The 14,961-nt window shown below is 70.7% G+C and carries 15 protein-coding genes; 7 read left to right on the top strand and 8 right to left on the bottom strand.

The window, feature by feature from the left end; all coding sequences use genetic code 11:
• Positions 1-66 precede the first annotated feature (66 nt).
• The 3 genes from AC0VY3_RS00490 to AC0VY3_RS00500 all read right to left on the bottom strand — a co-directional run bounded on the left by AC0VY3_RS00490 (position 67) and on the right by AC0VY3_RS00500 (position 2,441).
• Complete coding sequence (locus AC0VY3_RS00490; RefSeq protein WP_103507249.1) at positions 67-1,098, bottom strand: phosphotransferase; 1,032 nt, start codon at positions 1,096-1,098, stop codon at positions 67-69.
• Between the two features lie 136 nt (positions 1,099-1,234).
• On the bottom strand, positions 1,235-1,678 hold the full coding sequence (locus tag AC0VY3_RS00495; protein ID WP_103507250.1) for a pyridoxamine 5'-phosphate oxidase family protein: 444 nt from the start codon (positions 1,676-1,678) through the stop codon (positions 1,235-1,237).
• A gap of 103 nt (positions 1,679-1,781) precedes the next feature.
• The gene (locus tag AC0VY3_RS00500; RefSeq protein ID WP_103507251.1) at positions 1,782-2,441 is read right to left on the bottom strand and encodes a response regulator; all 660 of its coding nucleotides are present in this window, start codon (positions 2,439-2,441) and stop codon (positions 1,782-1,784) included.
• A gap of 349 nt (positions 2,442-2,790) precedes the next feature.
• Here AC0VY3_RS00500 and pdhA point away from each other — a divergent pair, with 349 nt between their 5' ends.
• Genes pdhA through AC0VY3_RS00515 form a run of 3 tightly spaced genes read left to right on the top strand, consistent with a single transcriptional unit; the run spans position 2,791 to position 6,397 of the window.
• The gene (pdhA, locus tag AC0VY3_RS00505) at positions 2,791-3,951 is read left to right on the top strand and encodes a pyruvate dehydrogenase (acetyl-transferring) E1 component subunit alpha (protein WP_103507252.1); all 1,161 of its coding nucleotides are present in this window, start codon (positions 2,791-2,793) and stop codon (positions 3,949-3,951) included.
• 2 nt (positions 3,952-3,953) lie between these two features.
• Positions 3,954-4,934, top strand: coding sequence for an alpha-ketoacid dehydrogenase subunit beta (locus tag AC0VY3_RS00510; protein ID WP_103507253.1), 981 nt, complete (start codon positions 3,954-3,956; stop codon positions 4,932-4,934).
• Between the two features lie 11 nt (positions 4,935-4,945).
• Positions 4,946-6,397, top strand: coding sequence for a dihydrolipoamide acetyltransferase family protein (locus AC0VY3_RS00515; protein WP_475548650.1), 1,452 nt, complete (start codon positions 4,946-4,948; stop codon positions 6,395-6,397).
• An 85-nt stretch (positions 6,398-6,482) separates the two neighbouring features.
• Here the strand turns inward: AC0VY3_RS00515 and AC0VY3_RS00520 are convergent, their stop codons facing one another.
• The 3 genes from AC0VY3_RS00520 to AC0VY3_RS00530 form a co-directional block, all read right to left on the bottom strand.
• Positions 6,483-7,382, bottom strand: a complete 900-nt coding sequence (locus AC0VY3_RS00520; RefSeq protein WP_103507318.1) for a D-alanyl-D-alanine carboxypeptidase family protein — start codon at positions 7,380-7,382, stop codon at positions 6,483-6,485.
• Between the two features lie 131 nt (positions 7,383-7,513).
• Positions 7,514-8,176, bottom strand: a complete 663-nt coding sequence (locus AC0VY3_RS00525) for a cation efflux transmembrane domain-containing protein (protein WP_475548651.1) — start codon at positions 8,174-8,176, stop codon at positions 7,514-7,516.
• A complete protein-coding gene (locus AC0VY3_RS00530; protein WP_103507320.1) occupies positions 8,176-8,511 on the bottom strand; it encodes an ArsR/SmtB family transcription factor in 336 nt (111 codons plus the stop codon). The genes AC0VY3_RS00525 and AC0VY3_RS00530 overlap by 1 nt, the downstream gene beginning before the upstream one ends.
• Positions 8,512-8,638: 127 nt before the next feature.
• Between AC0VY3_RS00530 and AC0VY3_RS00535 the strand changes: the two genes are divergently transcribed.
• Both AC0VY3_RS00535 and AC0VY3_RS00540 read left to right on the top strand, forming a co-directional pair.
• Positions 8,639-9,322, top strand: a complete 684-nt coding sequence (locus AC0VY3_RS00535) for a GntR family transcriptional regulator (protein WP_103507327.1) — start codon at positions 8,639-8,641, stop codon at positions 9,320-9,322.
• Positions 9,319-10,626 carry an MFS transporter gene (locus tag AC0VY3_RS00540; protein ID WP_103507321.1) on the top strand — a complete coding sequence of 436 codons (1,308 nt, stop codon included), beginning with the start codon at positions 9,319-9,321 and terminating at the stop codon, positions 10,624-10,626. The genes AC0VY3_RS00535 and AC0VY3_RS00540 overlap by 4 nt, the downstream gene beginning before the upstream one ends.
• A 45-nt stretch (positions 10,627-10,671) precedes the next feature.
• Here the strand turns inward: AC0VY3_RS00540 and AC0VY3_RS00545 are convergent, their stop codons facing one another.
• Positions 10,672-11,496: a maleylpyruvate isomerase family mycothiol-dependent enzyme gene (locus tag AC0VY3_RS00545; protein WP_103507322.1), complete on the bottom strand. Its 825-nt coding sequence runs from the start codon at positions 11,494-11,496 to the stop codon at positions 10,672-10,674.
• A 199-nt stretch (positions 11,497-11,695) separates the two neighbouring features.
• Between AC0VY3_RS00545 and AC0VY3_RS00550 the strand changes: the two genes are divergently transcribed.
• Positions 11,696-12,496: a carbon-nitrogen family hydrolase gene (locus AC0VY3_RS00550; RefSeq protein ID WP_475548652.1), complete on the top strand. Its 801-nt coding sequence runs from the start codon at positions 11,696-11,698 to the stop codon at positions 12,494-12,496.
• Between the two features lie 85 nt (positions 12,497-12,581).
• Here AC0VY3_RS00550 and AC0VY3_RS00555 read toward each other — a convergent pair whose 3' ends face one another.
• Positions 12,582-13,073 carry an LURP-one-related/scramblase family protein gene (locus tag AC0VY3_RS00555; RefSeq protein WP_103507324.1) on the bottom strand — a complete coding sequence of 164 codons (492 nt, stop codon included), beginning with the start codon at positions 13,071-13,073 and terminating at the stop codon, positions 12,582-12,584.
• 64 nt (positions 13,074-13,137) lie between these two features.
• On the opposite strand from AC0VY3_RS00555, the gene AC0VY3_RS00560 reads away from it, so the two are divergent.
• A complete protein-coding gene (locus AC0VY3_RS00560; protein WP_475548653.1) occupies positions 13,138-14,955 on the top strand; it encodes an NHL domain-containing thioredoxin family protein in 1,818 nt (605 codons plus the stop codon).
• Positions 14,956-14,961: the final 6 nt, after the last annotated feature.

Consider the following 14,961-nt stretch of genomic DNA (forward strand, 5'->3'; position numbering starts at 1 on the left):
CATCACCGCGTGAGCCCGGCGTGCGCCCCACTGGCGCGCGCCGGGCTCACGCGGTGATGCACCGCTTCACTCCGTGAAGGCCGCGCACACCGCCTCGTACTCCCGCGTCCACCACACCGCCAGGGCCGACACCGCGGGGAACTGCGGGTCGGCCCTGCGGTCGTCGAGGCGGTAGCGCCAGCGGAGTATCCAGAAGTCGTTGAGCCGCTCCCACCACACCCGGTGCACCGCGGCCGCCAGTTCCGCCGCCCCCGCCCCGGCGGCCCGCCGGTACGCGCGGGCGTACGCCCGGACCTTCGCGAGGTCCAGCTCGCCGGCCGGCCGGACGAAGAAGATCGCCGCCGCCCGTACCGCCTCCTCGGCGCGCGGCTGTACGTCCAGCCGGTCCCAGTCCACGATCGCGACCGGATCGGCGCCCCGGTAGAGCAGGTTCAGCGGGTGGAAGTCCCCGTGCACCCACCCCGTGGCCGGCCCGTCCGGCGTGGGCGGGCGGCGGTGGGCGTGCTGTTCGAGCAGGGCGCGGCGCTCCACGAGCCGGTGCACGGCGAGTTCGTCGAAGGCGTCGCGCGGGGTGTCCCGGCCGCGCTGCCCGCGCGCGGCGGCCAGCAGGTCGTCGATCAGCGCGAAGGTGTCGGCGGCGTCCGGGCTGCGGTGCCCCGGCCGGGTGGGCTCTCCCGCCGGATGCGGGCCCTCGCGCGGCGCCATCACCTGTTCCAGGCCGGTGTGCACGGTCCCCAGGAGCGTTCCGAGCCGCTGCGACTGGGCGAGGGTCAGCTGGGCGCCGACCCGGTGGAGGCCGTTGACCCAGGGGTGCAGGGCGTAGCACCGCTCGCCGATCACGGTGACGGTGTCGCCCCGGGTGTCCGTCAGCGGCGGGACGACGGGCACGCCGAGCGACTGCAGACGCTGGGTGGCGCGGTGCTGGCGCACGATCGCGGCGCGTTCGCCGCTGCGGTCGTCCAGGTGCTTCTTGTCGAGATGGTGCTTGAGGAAATAGGAACCGCTCGTGGTGGAGACGCGGTATCCGTGGTTGAGCAGGCCTTTGGTGATCGGCTCGCAGGCGAGCGGCTCGCCCACGCCCGGGTAACGGCGCAGCACCTCGCCGACCGGGGGAACAGGTGGACGAGTGACATATGAGCGCGGCACTTACCAGATGTTAGATCACTCTGCGTGGCCGCTTTGCGGACTTGCGGTCACGCCCGCCGGTGCGCTAAGGCGTCACGGAACCGAAGCCTCAGAAGTCCAGCGTGTGTTCCGTGACGAAGTGCGGATCGACCCGCAGATAGGCCGGCGCATAGGGCTCCCCGTTCACGGAGACGGGCGCCGCGCCGAACAGTTCCTCCTGCTCGGGGCGGGGGTGCACGATCTCGGCGGGGCCGGTGAACTGCACCGACCACAGATTGCCGCCGTCGCCGGACGCCGCGTCGTTGTAGTTGTCCGCCCCGTACGCGACGACGCTTCCGTCGCACGCCTCGTGATGGCCGAAGCCGCTGTGCATCCGCAGCAGGATGCGGCCGTCGCACACGATGTGCCGGGCCACCGCCAGGAACGGCAGGGCCCGCATGCTGGTCGCGAGGCGGCCGTACGGGACCCGGCCGAGCAGATCGAGCGGCTCGGCTCGTTCGACCGTGCCGACCGCGCGGCGTCCGTGGCGGGATCCGAGGGAGTCGAAGGACATGGCTTCCACTGTCCCCCGGGCGTAGGGGCCGCGTAAGAGTCGCCTGCCCCGGGTGGCGCGGGACCAAAGTCCCGGCGCGGGGGCGGGACAGCCCGCGACGGGCTCAGCGGCGCTCGGCCTGGAGCCGCGCGACATACGCGGCCGCCTGCGAGCGGCGCTCCATGCCCAGCTTGGACAGCAGGCTGGAGACGTAGTTCTTGATGGTCTTCTCGGCGAGGTGCAGACGTTCCCCGATGACCCGGTTGGTCAGCCCCTCGCCGATCAGGTCCAGGATCTTGCGCTCCTGCTCGGTGAGGCCGGCGAGCTTGTCGTCGCCCTTGCCGTTGCCGCCGTCGCGCAGCCGCTCCAGCACCCGGGCGGTCGCCACCGGGTCCAGCAGCGACTTTCCGGCGGCCACGTCCCGTACGGCATTCAGCAGTTCATTGCCGCGGATCGCCTTCAGCACATATCCCGAGGCACCCGCCATGATCGCGTCGAAAAGCGCCTCGTCATCGGCGTACGAGGTGAGCATCAGGCATTTGATGTTCTCGTCCTGGGAACGGACCTCCCGGCACACCTCCACCCCGCTGCCGTCCGGCAGCCGCACGTCGAGCACCGCCACATCGGGACGCGTCGCCGGGATACGCGCCAGGGCGTCCGCCGCCGTACCGGCCTCGCCGACCACCTCGATGTCCGGTTCGGAAGCGAGCAGCTCATGGACGCCACGCCGGACGACCTCATGATCGTCGAGCAGAAATACCGTGATTTTTCCTTCTTCGCGCACGATCGCAGTCTCACACACTCGCTTCCCCTCCGCTCTTCCCTGGCGCTGATCCGCGGGATAACGTGCCGTTGTTCCGGCGGCCTGCAAGGCTGTTTCCAGTGCCCTGACCAGCAGAGCTTCGCGATTTTTTCGATTTACTTGGAAATCCAAGCAAAATCGCAGGTCAGATAGGGTTTCGCAGTTATGCGACGCACTGGGTAACGTGCCTATGACAGGGCGCTCGCCGGGGCACCTGTCACGCCTGATCCCGGCCGACCGGCACCCACCCCGTGCACGGCTGTCGGATTCAGGCGAGCCGCACTGGTTTCCCGGCAGACCCCGGGGGCCGGACCGACGGAGGAGCACGCACGTGACCGTGGAGAGCAGTGCCGCCGCGCGTAAACCGCGACGCGCCAGTAAGCGGACCAGCGCCGCGAAGAAGCCGCAGAGTTCCGAGCCCCAGCTCGTACAGCTGCTGACGCCCGAGGGCGAGCGCGTCGAGCACCCGGACTACAGCATCGATCTGAGCGCCGACGAGCTGCGCGGCCTGTTCCGCGACATGGTGCTCACCCGCCGCTTCGACGCCGAGGCGACCGCCCTCCAGCGTCAGGGCGAGCTGGGCCTGTGGGCCTCGCTGCTCGGCCAGGAGGCCGCCCAGATCGGCAGCGGCCGGGCCCTGCGCGACGACGACTACGTCTTCCCGACCTACCGGGAGCACGGCGTCGCCTGGTGCCGCGGTGTCGACCCGACCAATCTGCTGGGCATGTTCCGCGGCGTGAACCACGGCGGCTGGGACCCGAACAGCAACAACTTCCACCTGTACACGATCGTCATCGGCTCGCAGACGCTGCACGCCACCGGCTACGCCATGGGCGTCGCCAAGGACGGCGCGGACTCCGCCGTGATCGCGTACTTCGGTGACGGGGCCTCCAGCCAGGGCGACGTCGCCGAGTCGTTCACCTTCTCCGCGGTCTACAACGCCCCGGTCGTGTTCTTCTGCCAGAACAACCAGTGGGCCATCTCCGAGCCCACCGAGCGCCAGACCCGCGTGCCGCTCTACCAGCGCGCCCAGGGTTACGGCTTCCCCGGCGTCCGGGTCGACGGCAACGACGTCCTCGCCTGTCTCGCCGTCACCCGCTCCGCGCTGGAGCGCGCCCGCCGCGGCGAGGGCCCGACCCTCGTCGAGGCGTTCACGTACCGCATGGGCGCCCACACCACCTCCGACGACCCGACGAAGTACCGGGCCGACGAGGAGCGGGCCGCCTGGGAGGCCAAGGACCCGATCCTGCGGCTGCGCGCGTACCTGGAGAAGGAGAAGCTCGCGGACGAGGCCTTCTTCACCGAGCTGGAGACGGAGAGCGAGACCCTCGGCAAGCGGGTACGGGAAGCGGTACGCGCGATGCCCGATCCGGACCCGATGGCCCTGTTCGAACACGGCTACGCCGACGGCAACTCCCTCGTGGACGAGGAGCGGGCCCAGTTCGCCGCCTACCAGGCATCGTTCGCCGACTCTGCCGAGGAGGGCAAGTAGCCATGGCCGTGGAAAAGATGTCCATCGCGAAAGCGCTCAACGAGTCGCTCCGCCTCGCCCTCGACAACGACCCGAAGGTCCTCATCATGGGTGAGGACGTCGGCAAGCTCGGCGGCGTCTTCCGGATCACCGACGGACTCCAGAAGGACTTCGGCGAGGACCGGGTGATCGACACCCCGCTCGCCGAGTCCGGCATCGTCGGCACGGCGATCGGCCTGGCCCTGCGCGGCTACCGCCCGATCGTCGAGATCCAGTTCGACGGCTTCGTCTTCCCCGCGTACGACCAGATCGTCACGCAGCTCGCCAAGATGCACGCCCGGGCGCTCGGCAAGGTCAAGCTGCCGGTCGTCGTGCGCATTCCGTACGGCGGCGGCATCGGCGCGGTCGAGCACCACAGCGAGTCCCCCGAGGCGCTCTTCGCGCACGTCGCGGGCCTCAAGGTGGTCTCGCCGTCCAACGCGAGCGACGCCTACTGGATGATGCAGCAGGCCGTCCAGAGTGACGACCCGATCATCTTCTTCGAGCCCAAGCGGCGTTACTGGGACAAGGGCGAGGTCGACACCGAGTCCATCCCCGGCCCGCTGCACAAGGCCGTCACCGTCCGCGAGGGCAGCGACCTCACGCTCGTCGCGTACGGGCCGATGGTGAAGGTCTGCCTGGAGGCGGCCGCGGCCGCCCAGGAGGAGGGCAAGTCGATCGAGGTCCTGGACCTGCGCTCGATGTCCCCGATCGACTTCGACGCCATCCAGACGTCGGCCGAGAAGACCGGCCGGGTCGTGGTCGTCCACGAGGCGCCCGTCTTCTACGGCTCCGGCGCGGAGATCGCCGCCCGGATCACCGAACGCTGCTTCTACCACCTCGAAGCGCCCGTGCTGCGGGTCGGCGGCTACCACGTCCCGTACCCGCCTGCCCGGCTGGAGGACGAGTATCTGCCCGGCCTGGACCGGGTGCTCGACGCCGTCGACCGCTCGCTGGCGTTCTGAGGAGAGGGTTCGTGACGACGATGACCGAAACGTCTGCTCGCTTCCGTGAGTTCAAGATGCCCGACGTGGGCGAAGGACTGACCGAGGCCGAGATCCTCAAGTGGTTCGTCCAGCCCGGCGACACCGTCACCGACGGCCAGGTCGTGTGCGAGGTCGAGACCGCGAAGGCGGCCGTCGAGCTGCCGATCCCGTTCGACGGGGTGGTGCACGAACTGCGCTTCCCCGAGGGCACGACCGTCGACGTCGGCCAGGTGATCATCGCGATCGACGTGGCCCCGGGCAGCGGCGACGCGCCCGCCCCGGCCGCCGCCGCTCCGGCTCAGGAGCCGGTGGAGACGCCGGAGGCCGAGGCCGAACCGAAGGGCCGTACGCCGGTCCTGGTGGGCTACGGCGTCGCCGAGAGCTCCACCAAGCGCCGCCCGCGCAAGGGGGCGTCGGCCGCTCCGGAGGCCGCCGCCGTCGCGGCTGCGGTGCAGGCCGAGCTGAACGGGCACGCGGCGCCCGCCGCGCCCGTCGCCCCGGCCGCGGCGGTGCCGGCCCAGGGCGGCCGTCCACTCGCCAAGCCCCCGGTGCGCAAGCTGGCCAAGGACCTGGGCATCGACCTGGCGACGGTGGTGCCGACCGGCAAGGACGGCATCATCACCCGCGAGGACGTCCACGCCGCGGCGGCTCCGGCCGCTGCTCCGGCGGCTGCCCCGGCCCCCACCCCGGCGACCCCCGCACCGGCGGTCGCCGAGGCCCCGGCGGTGGTCTCCGACTCCGCCCGCGAGACCCGTATCCCGGTCAAGGGCGTGCGCAAGGCCATCGCGCAGGCGATGGTCGGCAGCGCGTTCACCGCGCCGCACGTCACCGAGTTCATCACGGTCGACGTGACGCGCACGATGAAGCTCGTGGCCGAGCTGAAGGAGGACAAGGACATGGCGGGGGTGCGGGTCAACCCGCTCCTCGTCATCGCCAAGGCCCTCCTCGTCGCGATCAAGCGGAACCCCGAGGTCAACGCCGCCTGGGACGAGGCCAACCAGGAGATCGTGCAGAAGCACTACGTGAACCTGGGCATCGCGGCGGCCACCCCGCGCGGTCTGATCGTGCCGAACATCAAGGACGCGCACGACAAGACGCTGCCGCAGCTCGCGGCGGCCCTGGGCGAGCTGGTCGGCACGGCCCGGGACGGCAAGACTTCCCCGGTCGCGATGGCGGGCGGCACGGTGACCATCACCAACGTCGGCGTCTTCGGCGTCGACACCGGTACGCCGATCCTCAACTCCGGTGAGTCCGCGATCCTTGCGGTCGGCGCGATCAAGCTCCAGCCGTGGGTCCACAAGGGCAAGGTGAAGCCGCGGCAGGTCACCACGCTGGCCCTGTCGTTCGACCACCGCCTGGTCGACGGCGAGCTGGGCTCCAAGGTGCTGGCCGACGTGGCGGCGATCCTGGAGCAGCCGAAGCGCCTGATCACCTGGGCGTAGCGCGTTCATCGGCGGCCTTTACGCAAAGGGGCCCGGCCCGCACACCTCGTGCGGGCCGGGCCCCTTTGCGTACAACGCGTGCGGGCTACTTCTTGAAGCCGTAGTCCATCAGCTTCTTCGCGTCGGCGGTGCGGTTCGCCTCGGAGGACGAGGTGAGCACTGTGCCGATGACCGTCTTGCCCTTGCGGGTCGCCGCGAAGACCAGGCAGTACTTGGCGGTCGGGCCGGAGCCGGTCTTGACGCCGGTCGCGCCGCTGTAGCTGCTGAGCATCTTGTTGGTGTTGCTCCACGACATGTAGCGGTAGCCACCGCTCTTCGTGGTCACCTTCTGCTTCGTCGACTTGGTCTTGACGATGGAGCGGAACGTGGAGTTCTTCATCGCCTTGCTGGCGATCTTCGTCAGGTCACGGGGGGTCGAGTAGTTGTTGCCACTCCCTATGCCGTCGAACGAGTCGAAGCGGGTGTTCTTCAGCTTGAGGCTCTTCGCCGTGGAGTTCATCTTGCCGATGAACGACTTCACGCGGGCCGCACGGGTCTTGCCGGAGCCGAACTTGTCGGCCAGGGCGTACGCGGCGTCGCAGCCGGAGGGGAGCATCAGACCGTAGAGGAGCTGGCCCACGGTGACCTTGTCGCCGACGATCAGCCGGGCGGACGAGGCGTTCTTCGAGACGATGTAGTCGCTGTAGGCCTTCTGGATCGTGACCTTGGTCTTCAGGTTCACGTTCTTCTGCGACAGCACGACCAGCGCCGTCATGATCTTCGTGGTGGAGCCGGTGGCCCGGCGGGTGTCCGCGGACTTGGTGAAGAGGGTCTTCCCGGTGCCGTCGTTCATCACGAAGCCGCCCTTGGCGACGATCTTCGGAGCCGGCGGTGCGGCGGCGTGCGCCGTGGAGGCGAAGGCGCTGCCCGCGAGCACCGCACCGGCGGTGAGGGTCACGGTGGCCGTCACGGTGACGCGATTGATGCGCTTGATGCCGATTTTCAACTGAACGCTCCAAATGCCCCTGATATGCGGCCACATAAGGGTGCCGCTCGCAGATGAGACTCCTGGGGAGAGGCAATGGATGTGTTACCGAACGGGTGATTTTGCGCGGGCTTGACCGGGGCGTCCTCCGGTCAGCGTCCGCAGCCGTCCGAGCCCGCCGCCGGGGCGCAGCAGCCCTTGCCCCGCCAGGCGTCGCGCCCTTCCTTGACCGCGATGACGGCGATGGCGAGGGCGGCCACCGGGTCGGCCCAGGACCAGCCGAGCGTGGCGTTGAGGACCAGTCCGACGAGCAGGACGGCGGAGAGGTACGTGCACAGCAGGGTCTGCTTCGAGTCGGCGACGGCGGAGGCGGATCCGATCTCACGGCCGGCCCGCCGTTGGGCGGCCGACAGGAACGGCATGACCGCGAGCGAGAGCGCGGCGACGACGATGCCGAGCGGCGACGGTTCGGCCTCGCCGGTCCCGGCCAGCGCCCGGACCGCGTCGACGGCGACGTACGCGGCGAGCGCGAAGAACGATACGGAGATGATCCGCAGGGCGGTCCGCTCCCGCCTCGCGCGCACCGCGTGCCCGCGGGCGGAGAACTGCCAGGCGACCGCGGCCGCGGAGGAGACCTCGATGACGGAGTCCAGGCCGAAGCCGACCAGGGCGCTGGAGGAGGCGATCGTTCCGGCGGTGAGCGCGACCACCGCCTCGACGACGTTGTAGGCGATGGTGGCCGCGACCAGCAGCCGTATCCGGCGGGCGAGCGCGTCCCGGCGGGCCGGCGAAGGGCCGGGGGAGAGCACCGTCATCAGCAGCAGCCCTTCGTCTCCGCATCCGGGCAGGTGCGGTCGGTCTCGACGGCCAGTACCGCGGAGCGCAGATCGCCCAGTGCGCTGCCGAGACGCTCGTCGGCCAGCTCGTAACGCGTCCGGCGGCCGTCCGGCACGGTGACGACCAGACCGCAGTCGCGCAGGCAGGCCAGGTGGTTGGAGAGCCGGGTGCGCGAGATGCCGAGGGCCTCGGCGAGGTCGGAGGGGTACGCCGGGGCCTCGCGGAGCGCGAGCAGCAGGCGGCAGCGGATCGGGTCGGCGAGCGCGCGGCCGAACCGCGCGAGCACCTCGATGTCGGAAGCGACGGTCAGCATGGGGTGACAGTACAGCTGTTCCTGAATTCAGGAAAGCATGAACTATTGCTGATCTCCCGGGGTGTTCCGGAGGTCCAGAATCCGGACGCCGGTCCCCATGCGTGCATGTTGTATCTATGCTGTGCGCATGCCTGCCGCGCCCTCCGCCCCCGTACGGTCCACGTCCTCCTCCCTCAAGCGCCCGCCCGCCGCCGAACGCGTCTACACGCACATCAAGGAAGCGGTCCTGGACCGCCGTTACGAGGGCGGCACGCTGCTCACCGAAGGCGGCCTGGCGGACGCGGTCGGTGTCTCCCGCACGCCCGTGCGCGAGGCGCTGCTGCGGCTGGAGGTCGAGGGGCTGATCAAGCTCTACCCGAAGAAGGGCGCGCTCGTCCTCGCCGTCTCCGCGCAGGAGATCAAGGACGTGGTGGAGACCCGGCTGCTGGTCGAGGAGTTCGCCGCGCGCAAGGCGGTGCCCGCGTCGCCGCAGCTGATCGAGCGGCTGGAGCAGCTGCTGGAGGAGCAACGGCAGTTGGCGGAGGCCGGCGATCTGGCGGCGGTGGCCGTCAAGGACCGCTGTTTCCACGCCGAGATCGTGAAGTACGCGGGCAACGAGATCCTCTCGCGCCTCTACGACCAGCTGCGCGACCGTCAGCTGCGGATGGGCGTCGCGGTGATGGAGGCCCACCCCGGCAGGATCGAGGCCAACGTCACCGAGCACGGCGAGCTGCTGGACGCGATCCGGGCCGGGGACGCCGACATGGCCGCGCAGGTCGTGCGCCGCCATGTCGGCCGGGTGCGGGTGCTGGTGCGGGGTGAGGACCGGTGAGTTCGGCCGCCCCCACGCTCTCCCTGCCCGGTGACCCGCCCGGCGGCCGGCGTGCCGCCTGGGTCTGGGGCATCGGGGTCGCCGTCTACTTCGTCGCGATCATCTTCCGTACGAGCCTGGGCGTCGCCGGCCTCGACGCCGCCGACCGGTTCGACGTCAACGCCTCCGCGCTCTCCACGTTCTCCATCCTCCAGCTCCTCGTCTACGCGGGCATGCAGATACCCGTCGGGCTGATGGTCGACCGGCTCGGCACCAAGAAGGTCCTCACCATCGGGGTCGTGCTGTTCACGGTCGGGCAGCTCGGTTTCGCGCTCTCCCCGTCGTACGGGATGGCGCTGGCGGCCCGCGCACTGCTCGGCTGCGGCGACGCGATGACGTTCATCAGCGTGCTGCGGCTCGGCAGCCGCTGGTTCCCGGCCCGGCGCGGTCCGCTGATCGGCCAGGTCGCGGCGCTGTTCGGGATGGCGGGCAACCTCGTCTCGACGCTGTTCATCGCGCGTGCGCTGCACAGCTACGGCTGGACCACGACGTTCGTCGGCAGTTCGCTGGCGGGCGTGGTGGTGCTGGTGCTGCTCCTGCTGTTCCTCAAGGACCACCCCGAGGGCCATGAGCCGCCGCCCGCCGAGCACGCCGGGGCCGCGTACGTGCGCCGGCAGATCGCCGCCGCCTGGCGGGAGCCCGGGACCCGGCTCGGGATGTGGGTGCACTTCACCACCCAGTTCCCGGCGATGGTGTTCCTGCTGCTGTGGGGCATGCCGTTCCTGGTCGAGGCGCAGGGGCTGAGCCGGGGCACGGCGGGCACACTGCTCACCCTGGTGGTGCTGTCCAACATGGTGGTCGGGCTCGTGTACGGGCAGATCATCGCCCGCCACCACGAGGCGCGCGTCCCGATCGCGCTGGGCACGGTGGCGACGACGGCCCTGCTCTGGGCGTCCGCGATCTTCTACCCGGCCGACCGCACGCCGATGTGGCTGCTGGTCGTCCTGTGCCTGGTGCTCGGAGCCTGCGGTCCGGCCTCGATGGTCGGCTTCGACTTCGCCCGCCCGGCCAACCCGCCCGAACGTCAGGGCACCGCCTCGGGCATCGTCAACATGGGCGGGTTCGTCGCCTCGATGACCACCCTGTTCGCCGTCGGGGTCCTGCTGGACGCCACGGGCGACAACTACCGCGTCGCGTTCGCCTCGGTCTTCGTCCTGGAGGCGCTCGGCGTCGCCCAGATCCTGCGGCTGCGCCGCCGGGCGGCGCTCAGGGAACGCGACCACCACGTGGTCAGCCGCGTCGAGGCCGTGCACGTGCCCGCGTGACCCTCATCCCGGGCGCGGGCACGTGCCTGTGAAGCGGTAACGGGGTCATGGCGTCACGGCGAAGTTGTCCAGGATCGCCGTGGCCAGCTCCTGGTCGCCCTCGACCTTGATCCGGTCGGCGACGGCCGCGTGCCGGACCCGGCCGCAGGCGAGGCGGACGTACGTCTCCCAGTCCAGCGACAGCGTCACGGCGGGGCCCAGCGAGGGCGCGCCGTCGATCGAACCGCGGCCCTCCGCGTCGACCCGGACCGTCCGCAGGAACTCCACCGGGCCGTGCACATCGAAGACGACCGCCGAATTGGCGGGCGCGCCCGCCCCCTTGGCGACCACCTTCGGCAGCCCGGCGAGCAGCATGTCCCGGGTGATCAGGGCGCCGGGGGAGTCGAGGTTGCCCGGCTGGCCGAGCGTGGTGCGCAGATCCTGTTCGTGCACCCAGAGGTCGAAGGCGCGCAGATTCAGCGCCGTTTCGAGGGTCTGCTCGGCGCCCAGGGGCGCGCGGACCTTGGTCTCGGGGCTGCGCGACTCGTTGCGGATCTGGCGGGCCCGGCGGATGAGGACGTACTCCAGCTCGGCGGTGATCTCCGGGGAGGTGTGGTGCCGCCGGACGTCGACCTGCATCTCCATGTACCGGGCGAAGTCGCTCTGTACGTGGTAGAGGTCGCGCGGCAGGGTGTGGATCGGCCGTGGGTCGCCGAGCATCTCGCACTCCATGCCGATGACGTGCGACACGATGTCGCGCACCGACCACCCCGGGCAGGGCGTACGGCGGTTCCACTCGCTCTCGGCGAGGGGCTTCACCAGCTCGGCTATCGCCTCGATGGAGTGGGTCGCGGCGTCGGTGTAGGGCTGGAGGCTGGGATGGACGGTCACGGGACCCCTCGTGCGGTTCTGCGGTGCATGGGCTGGAGAGCAGGAAGTGCCGGCGGGTGGGCCGGCTCTGACGGCGCTGTCGGCGGGCTGCGTGGGAGGTTCGACCGCTAAGTTACGCTGCGAGCAGGCACCCCGGCAGTGCTTTCGTGTGACGATCGTAGGCCCGTGTTGACGGCTTGAATGCCAGGACGGTGGTACTGTGCGCGCCTCCCTCATCCAGATCGCAGTAGACCCGGACGAATCCGTCGAGGCCCGCAGGGCGCGAGCGGCTTCCCTGGTGGTCGGCCAGCGGGGCGCTGACCTGGTGGTTCTCCCTGAACTCTGGCCGGTCGGGGCATTCGCCTACACCGCCTTCGAGGCGGAGGCCGAGCCGCTGGAGGGGCCCACGCACGAGGTGATGGCGAAGGCCGCCGCCGAGGCCGGTGTCTGGCTGCACGCCGGATCCTTCGTCGAACGCGCGGACGACGGAACCCTGTACAACACCAGCCTGGTCTTCTCGCCCGAGGGCGAGCGCACGGCCGCCTACCGCAAGATCCACCGCTTCGGCTTCGACCAGGGCGAGGCGGTGATGATGGGCGCGGGCGAGGAGCTGGTGACCGTCGCCCTGCCGGACACCACGCTGGGCCTCGCCACCTGCTACGACCTTCGCTTCCCGGAGCAGTTCCGGGGGCTCGTCGACGCGGGCGCCGAAACACTGGTGGTGGCGGCCGGCTGGCCCGAGCGCCGGCGCGCCCACTGGACGCTCCTGGCGCAGGCCCGCGCCGTGGAGAACCAGGCGTACGTCCTCGCCGTCGGCACGGCGGGCACGCACGCGGGCGTTCAGCAGGCCGGGCACAGCAGCGTCATCGACCCCTGGGGCGAGGTGCTGGCCCAGGCGGGCGCGGACGAGGAGATCCTGACCGTCGAGCTGGACCCGGAGAAGGTGCGCACGACCCGGGACCAGTTCCCGGCCCTGAAGGACCGCCGGCTGGGGCTCGCGCCGCCGCGCCTCAGCTCCTGAGGGACGTCGTGGTGTGCGCTGTTTCACGTGAAACAACGAACTCCCGCGCGCGGCCCCGCCCGTGGTCCCGACCATGGGAACGCGCTCAGCCCTCCTGCTCCTTCTCCGCCAGCACGATCACGCACATCGCCACGGCGATGAGCAGCGCGGTGTCGGCGTCGTCGCGGACGACGTCGATGCCGTACGTGTCCCGGACGGTCAGCCAGCGGCGCGAGATCTGGGCCAGCAGTTCACCGTCGTACTCGATGGCGAACTCGCGGTCCAGGATCTTGCCGCTGACGTCCAGCTCCGTACCGTCCACCAGCGTGACCCGGTAGTGGTTGCGGAGCAGAGACAGCCGCTTGCGCTTGACCGTGGCCAGCTCCTCGCCGCCCCGCTCGATGAGCATCGTGTCGCGCAGGCTGATCAGCTTCTTCCGCAGTTCGACCAGGACCCGGCCGTCGGCGTCCTTCAGCTCGAAGGTGTCGCGCAGCCGCATCGCCTTGCCGTCGACCAGGAAGACCTTGCGGCCCCCGTCGTCCTCGATCCAGTAGTCGTCGCCGATGGCGAAAAGCCGCTCACGTACGAGAAGTCTCATGCGTCACAGGTTCCCCCGGGCCCCGGCGGAATGCGTGCAGGTGGGGGAGGTGTTGACTTGTGGCATGGCAACACGTGCACGCGTCCGCGCCCCCGAACTCATCGGCAAGGGCGGCTGGCTCAATACAGGCGACCAGCAGTACACCCTCGCTGACCTGCGAGGACGCATCGTCATCCTCGACTTCTGGACGTTCTGCTGTGTGAACTGTCTGCATGTCCTGGACGAGCTGCGCGAGCTGGAGGAGAAGCACCGCGACACCGTGGTGATCATCGGTGTCCACTCGCCGAAGTTCGTCCACGAGGCCGAGCACCAGGCCGTCGTCGACGCCGTCGAGCGCTACGAGGTCCACCACCCCGTCCTGGACGACCCCGAGCTGGCCACCTGGAAGCAGTACGCCGTACGCGCCTGGCCCACGCTCGTCGTGATCGACCCCGAGGGCTATGTCGTCGCCCAGCACGCGGGCGAGGGCCACGCGCACGCCATCGAGAAGCTCGTCGAGGAGCTGGAGACCGAGCACGCCGCCAAGGGCACGCTCCGCCGCGGTGACGGCCCCTACGTCGCGCCCGAGCCCGTCGCCACGCATCTGCGCTTCCCGGGCAAGGCGCTGCTCCTGCCCGACGGCGGCTTCCTGGTCTCCGACACCACCCGCCACCGCCTCGTCGAGCTGGACGCCGACGGCGAGACCGTACGACGCCACTTCGGCACCGGCGAACGCGGGCTGAACGACGGCGGTCCGGACGAGGCCCGGTTCAGCGAACCGCAGGGGCTCGCCGTGCTACCGGACGGCCGCATCGCCGTCGCGGACACCGTCAACCACGCCATCCGCGCCCTGGACCTCACGACCGGGATGACCAGCACCCTCGCCGGCACCGGCCGCCAGTGGTGGCAGGGGACCGCGACCAGCGGCCCGGCGCGCGAGGTGGACCTCTCCTCGCCCTGGGACGTCGCGTGGTTCGGCGACCGGCTGTGGATCGCCATGGCGGGCGTGCACCAGCTGTGGACGTACGACCCGGAGAGCGCGACCGTACGCGTGGCCGCCGGTACCACCAACGAGGGTCTGGTCGACGGGCCGGCCGCCGAGGCCTGGTTCGCCCAGCCGTCCGGGCTCGCCGTCTCCGCCGACGGGGATCGGCTCTGGGTCGCCGACTCCGAGACCTCCGCGCTGCGCTGGGTCGACCGCGAAGCGCAGGTGCACACCGCCGTGGGCACCGGCCTCTTCGACTTCGGCCACCGCGACGGGGCCGCCGAACAGGCGCTCCTGCAGCACCCGCTCGGCGTGACCGCGCTGCCCGACGGGTCCGTCGCCGTCAGCGACACGTACAACCACGCCCTGCGCCGGTACGACCCGGACTCCGGCGAGGTCACCACCCTGGCCACCGATGTCCGCGAGCCCAGCGACGCGGTGCTGGTCGACGGCGACCTGGTCGTCGTCGAGTCGGCCCGCCACCGGCTGACCCGCCTCCGGCTGCCCGAGGAGGCGGTACGGGTCGCGGACCGGGCGCACCGCACCCAGCGAGCCGCCACCGAGATCACCCCGGGCACCCTCCGCCTCGACGTGGTCTTCCAGGCCCCCGCCGGACAGAAGCTGGACACCCGTTACGGGCCCTCGACCCGGCTGCTGGTCTCCGCGACCCCGCCCGAGCTGCTGGCGGAGGGCTCCGGCCCGGGCACGGACCTCGGGCGCGATCTGGTTCTCGCCGACGGGGTCACCGAGGGCGTCCTGCATGTCTCCGCGATGGCGGCGTCCTGCGACGACGACCCGGCCAACGAGTACCCGGCCTGCCATGTGCACCAGCAGGACTGGGGGGTGCCGGTCCGCGTCACGGCGGAGGGCGAATCCCGGCTGGCGCTGGTGCTGGCCGGGATGGACAGCCCCTCGTGACCGCTT

The organism is Streptomyces sp. iso_384 (assembly GCF_056172905.1).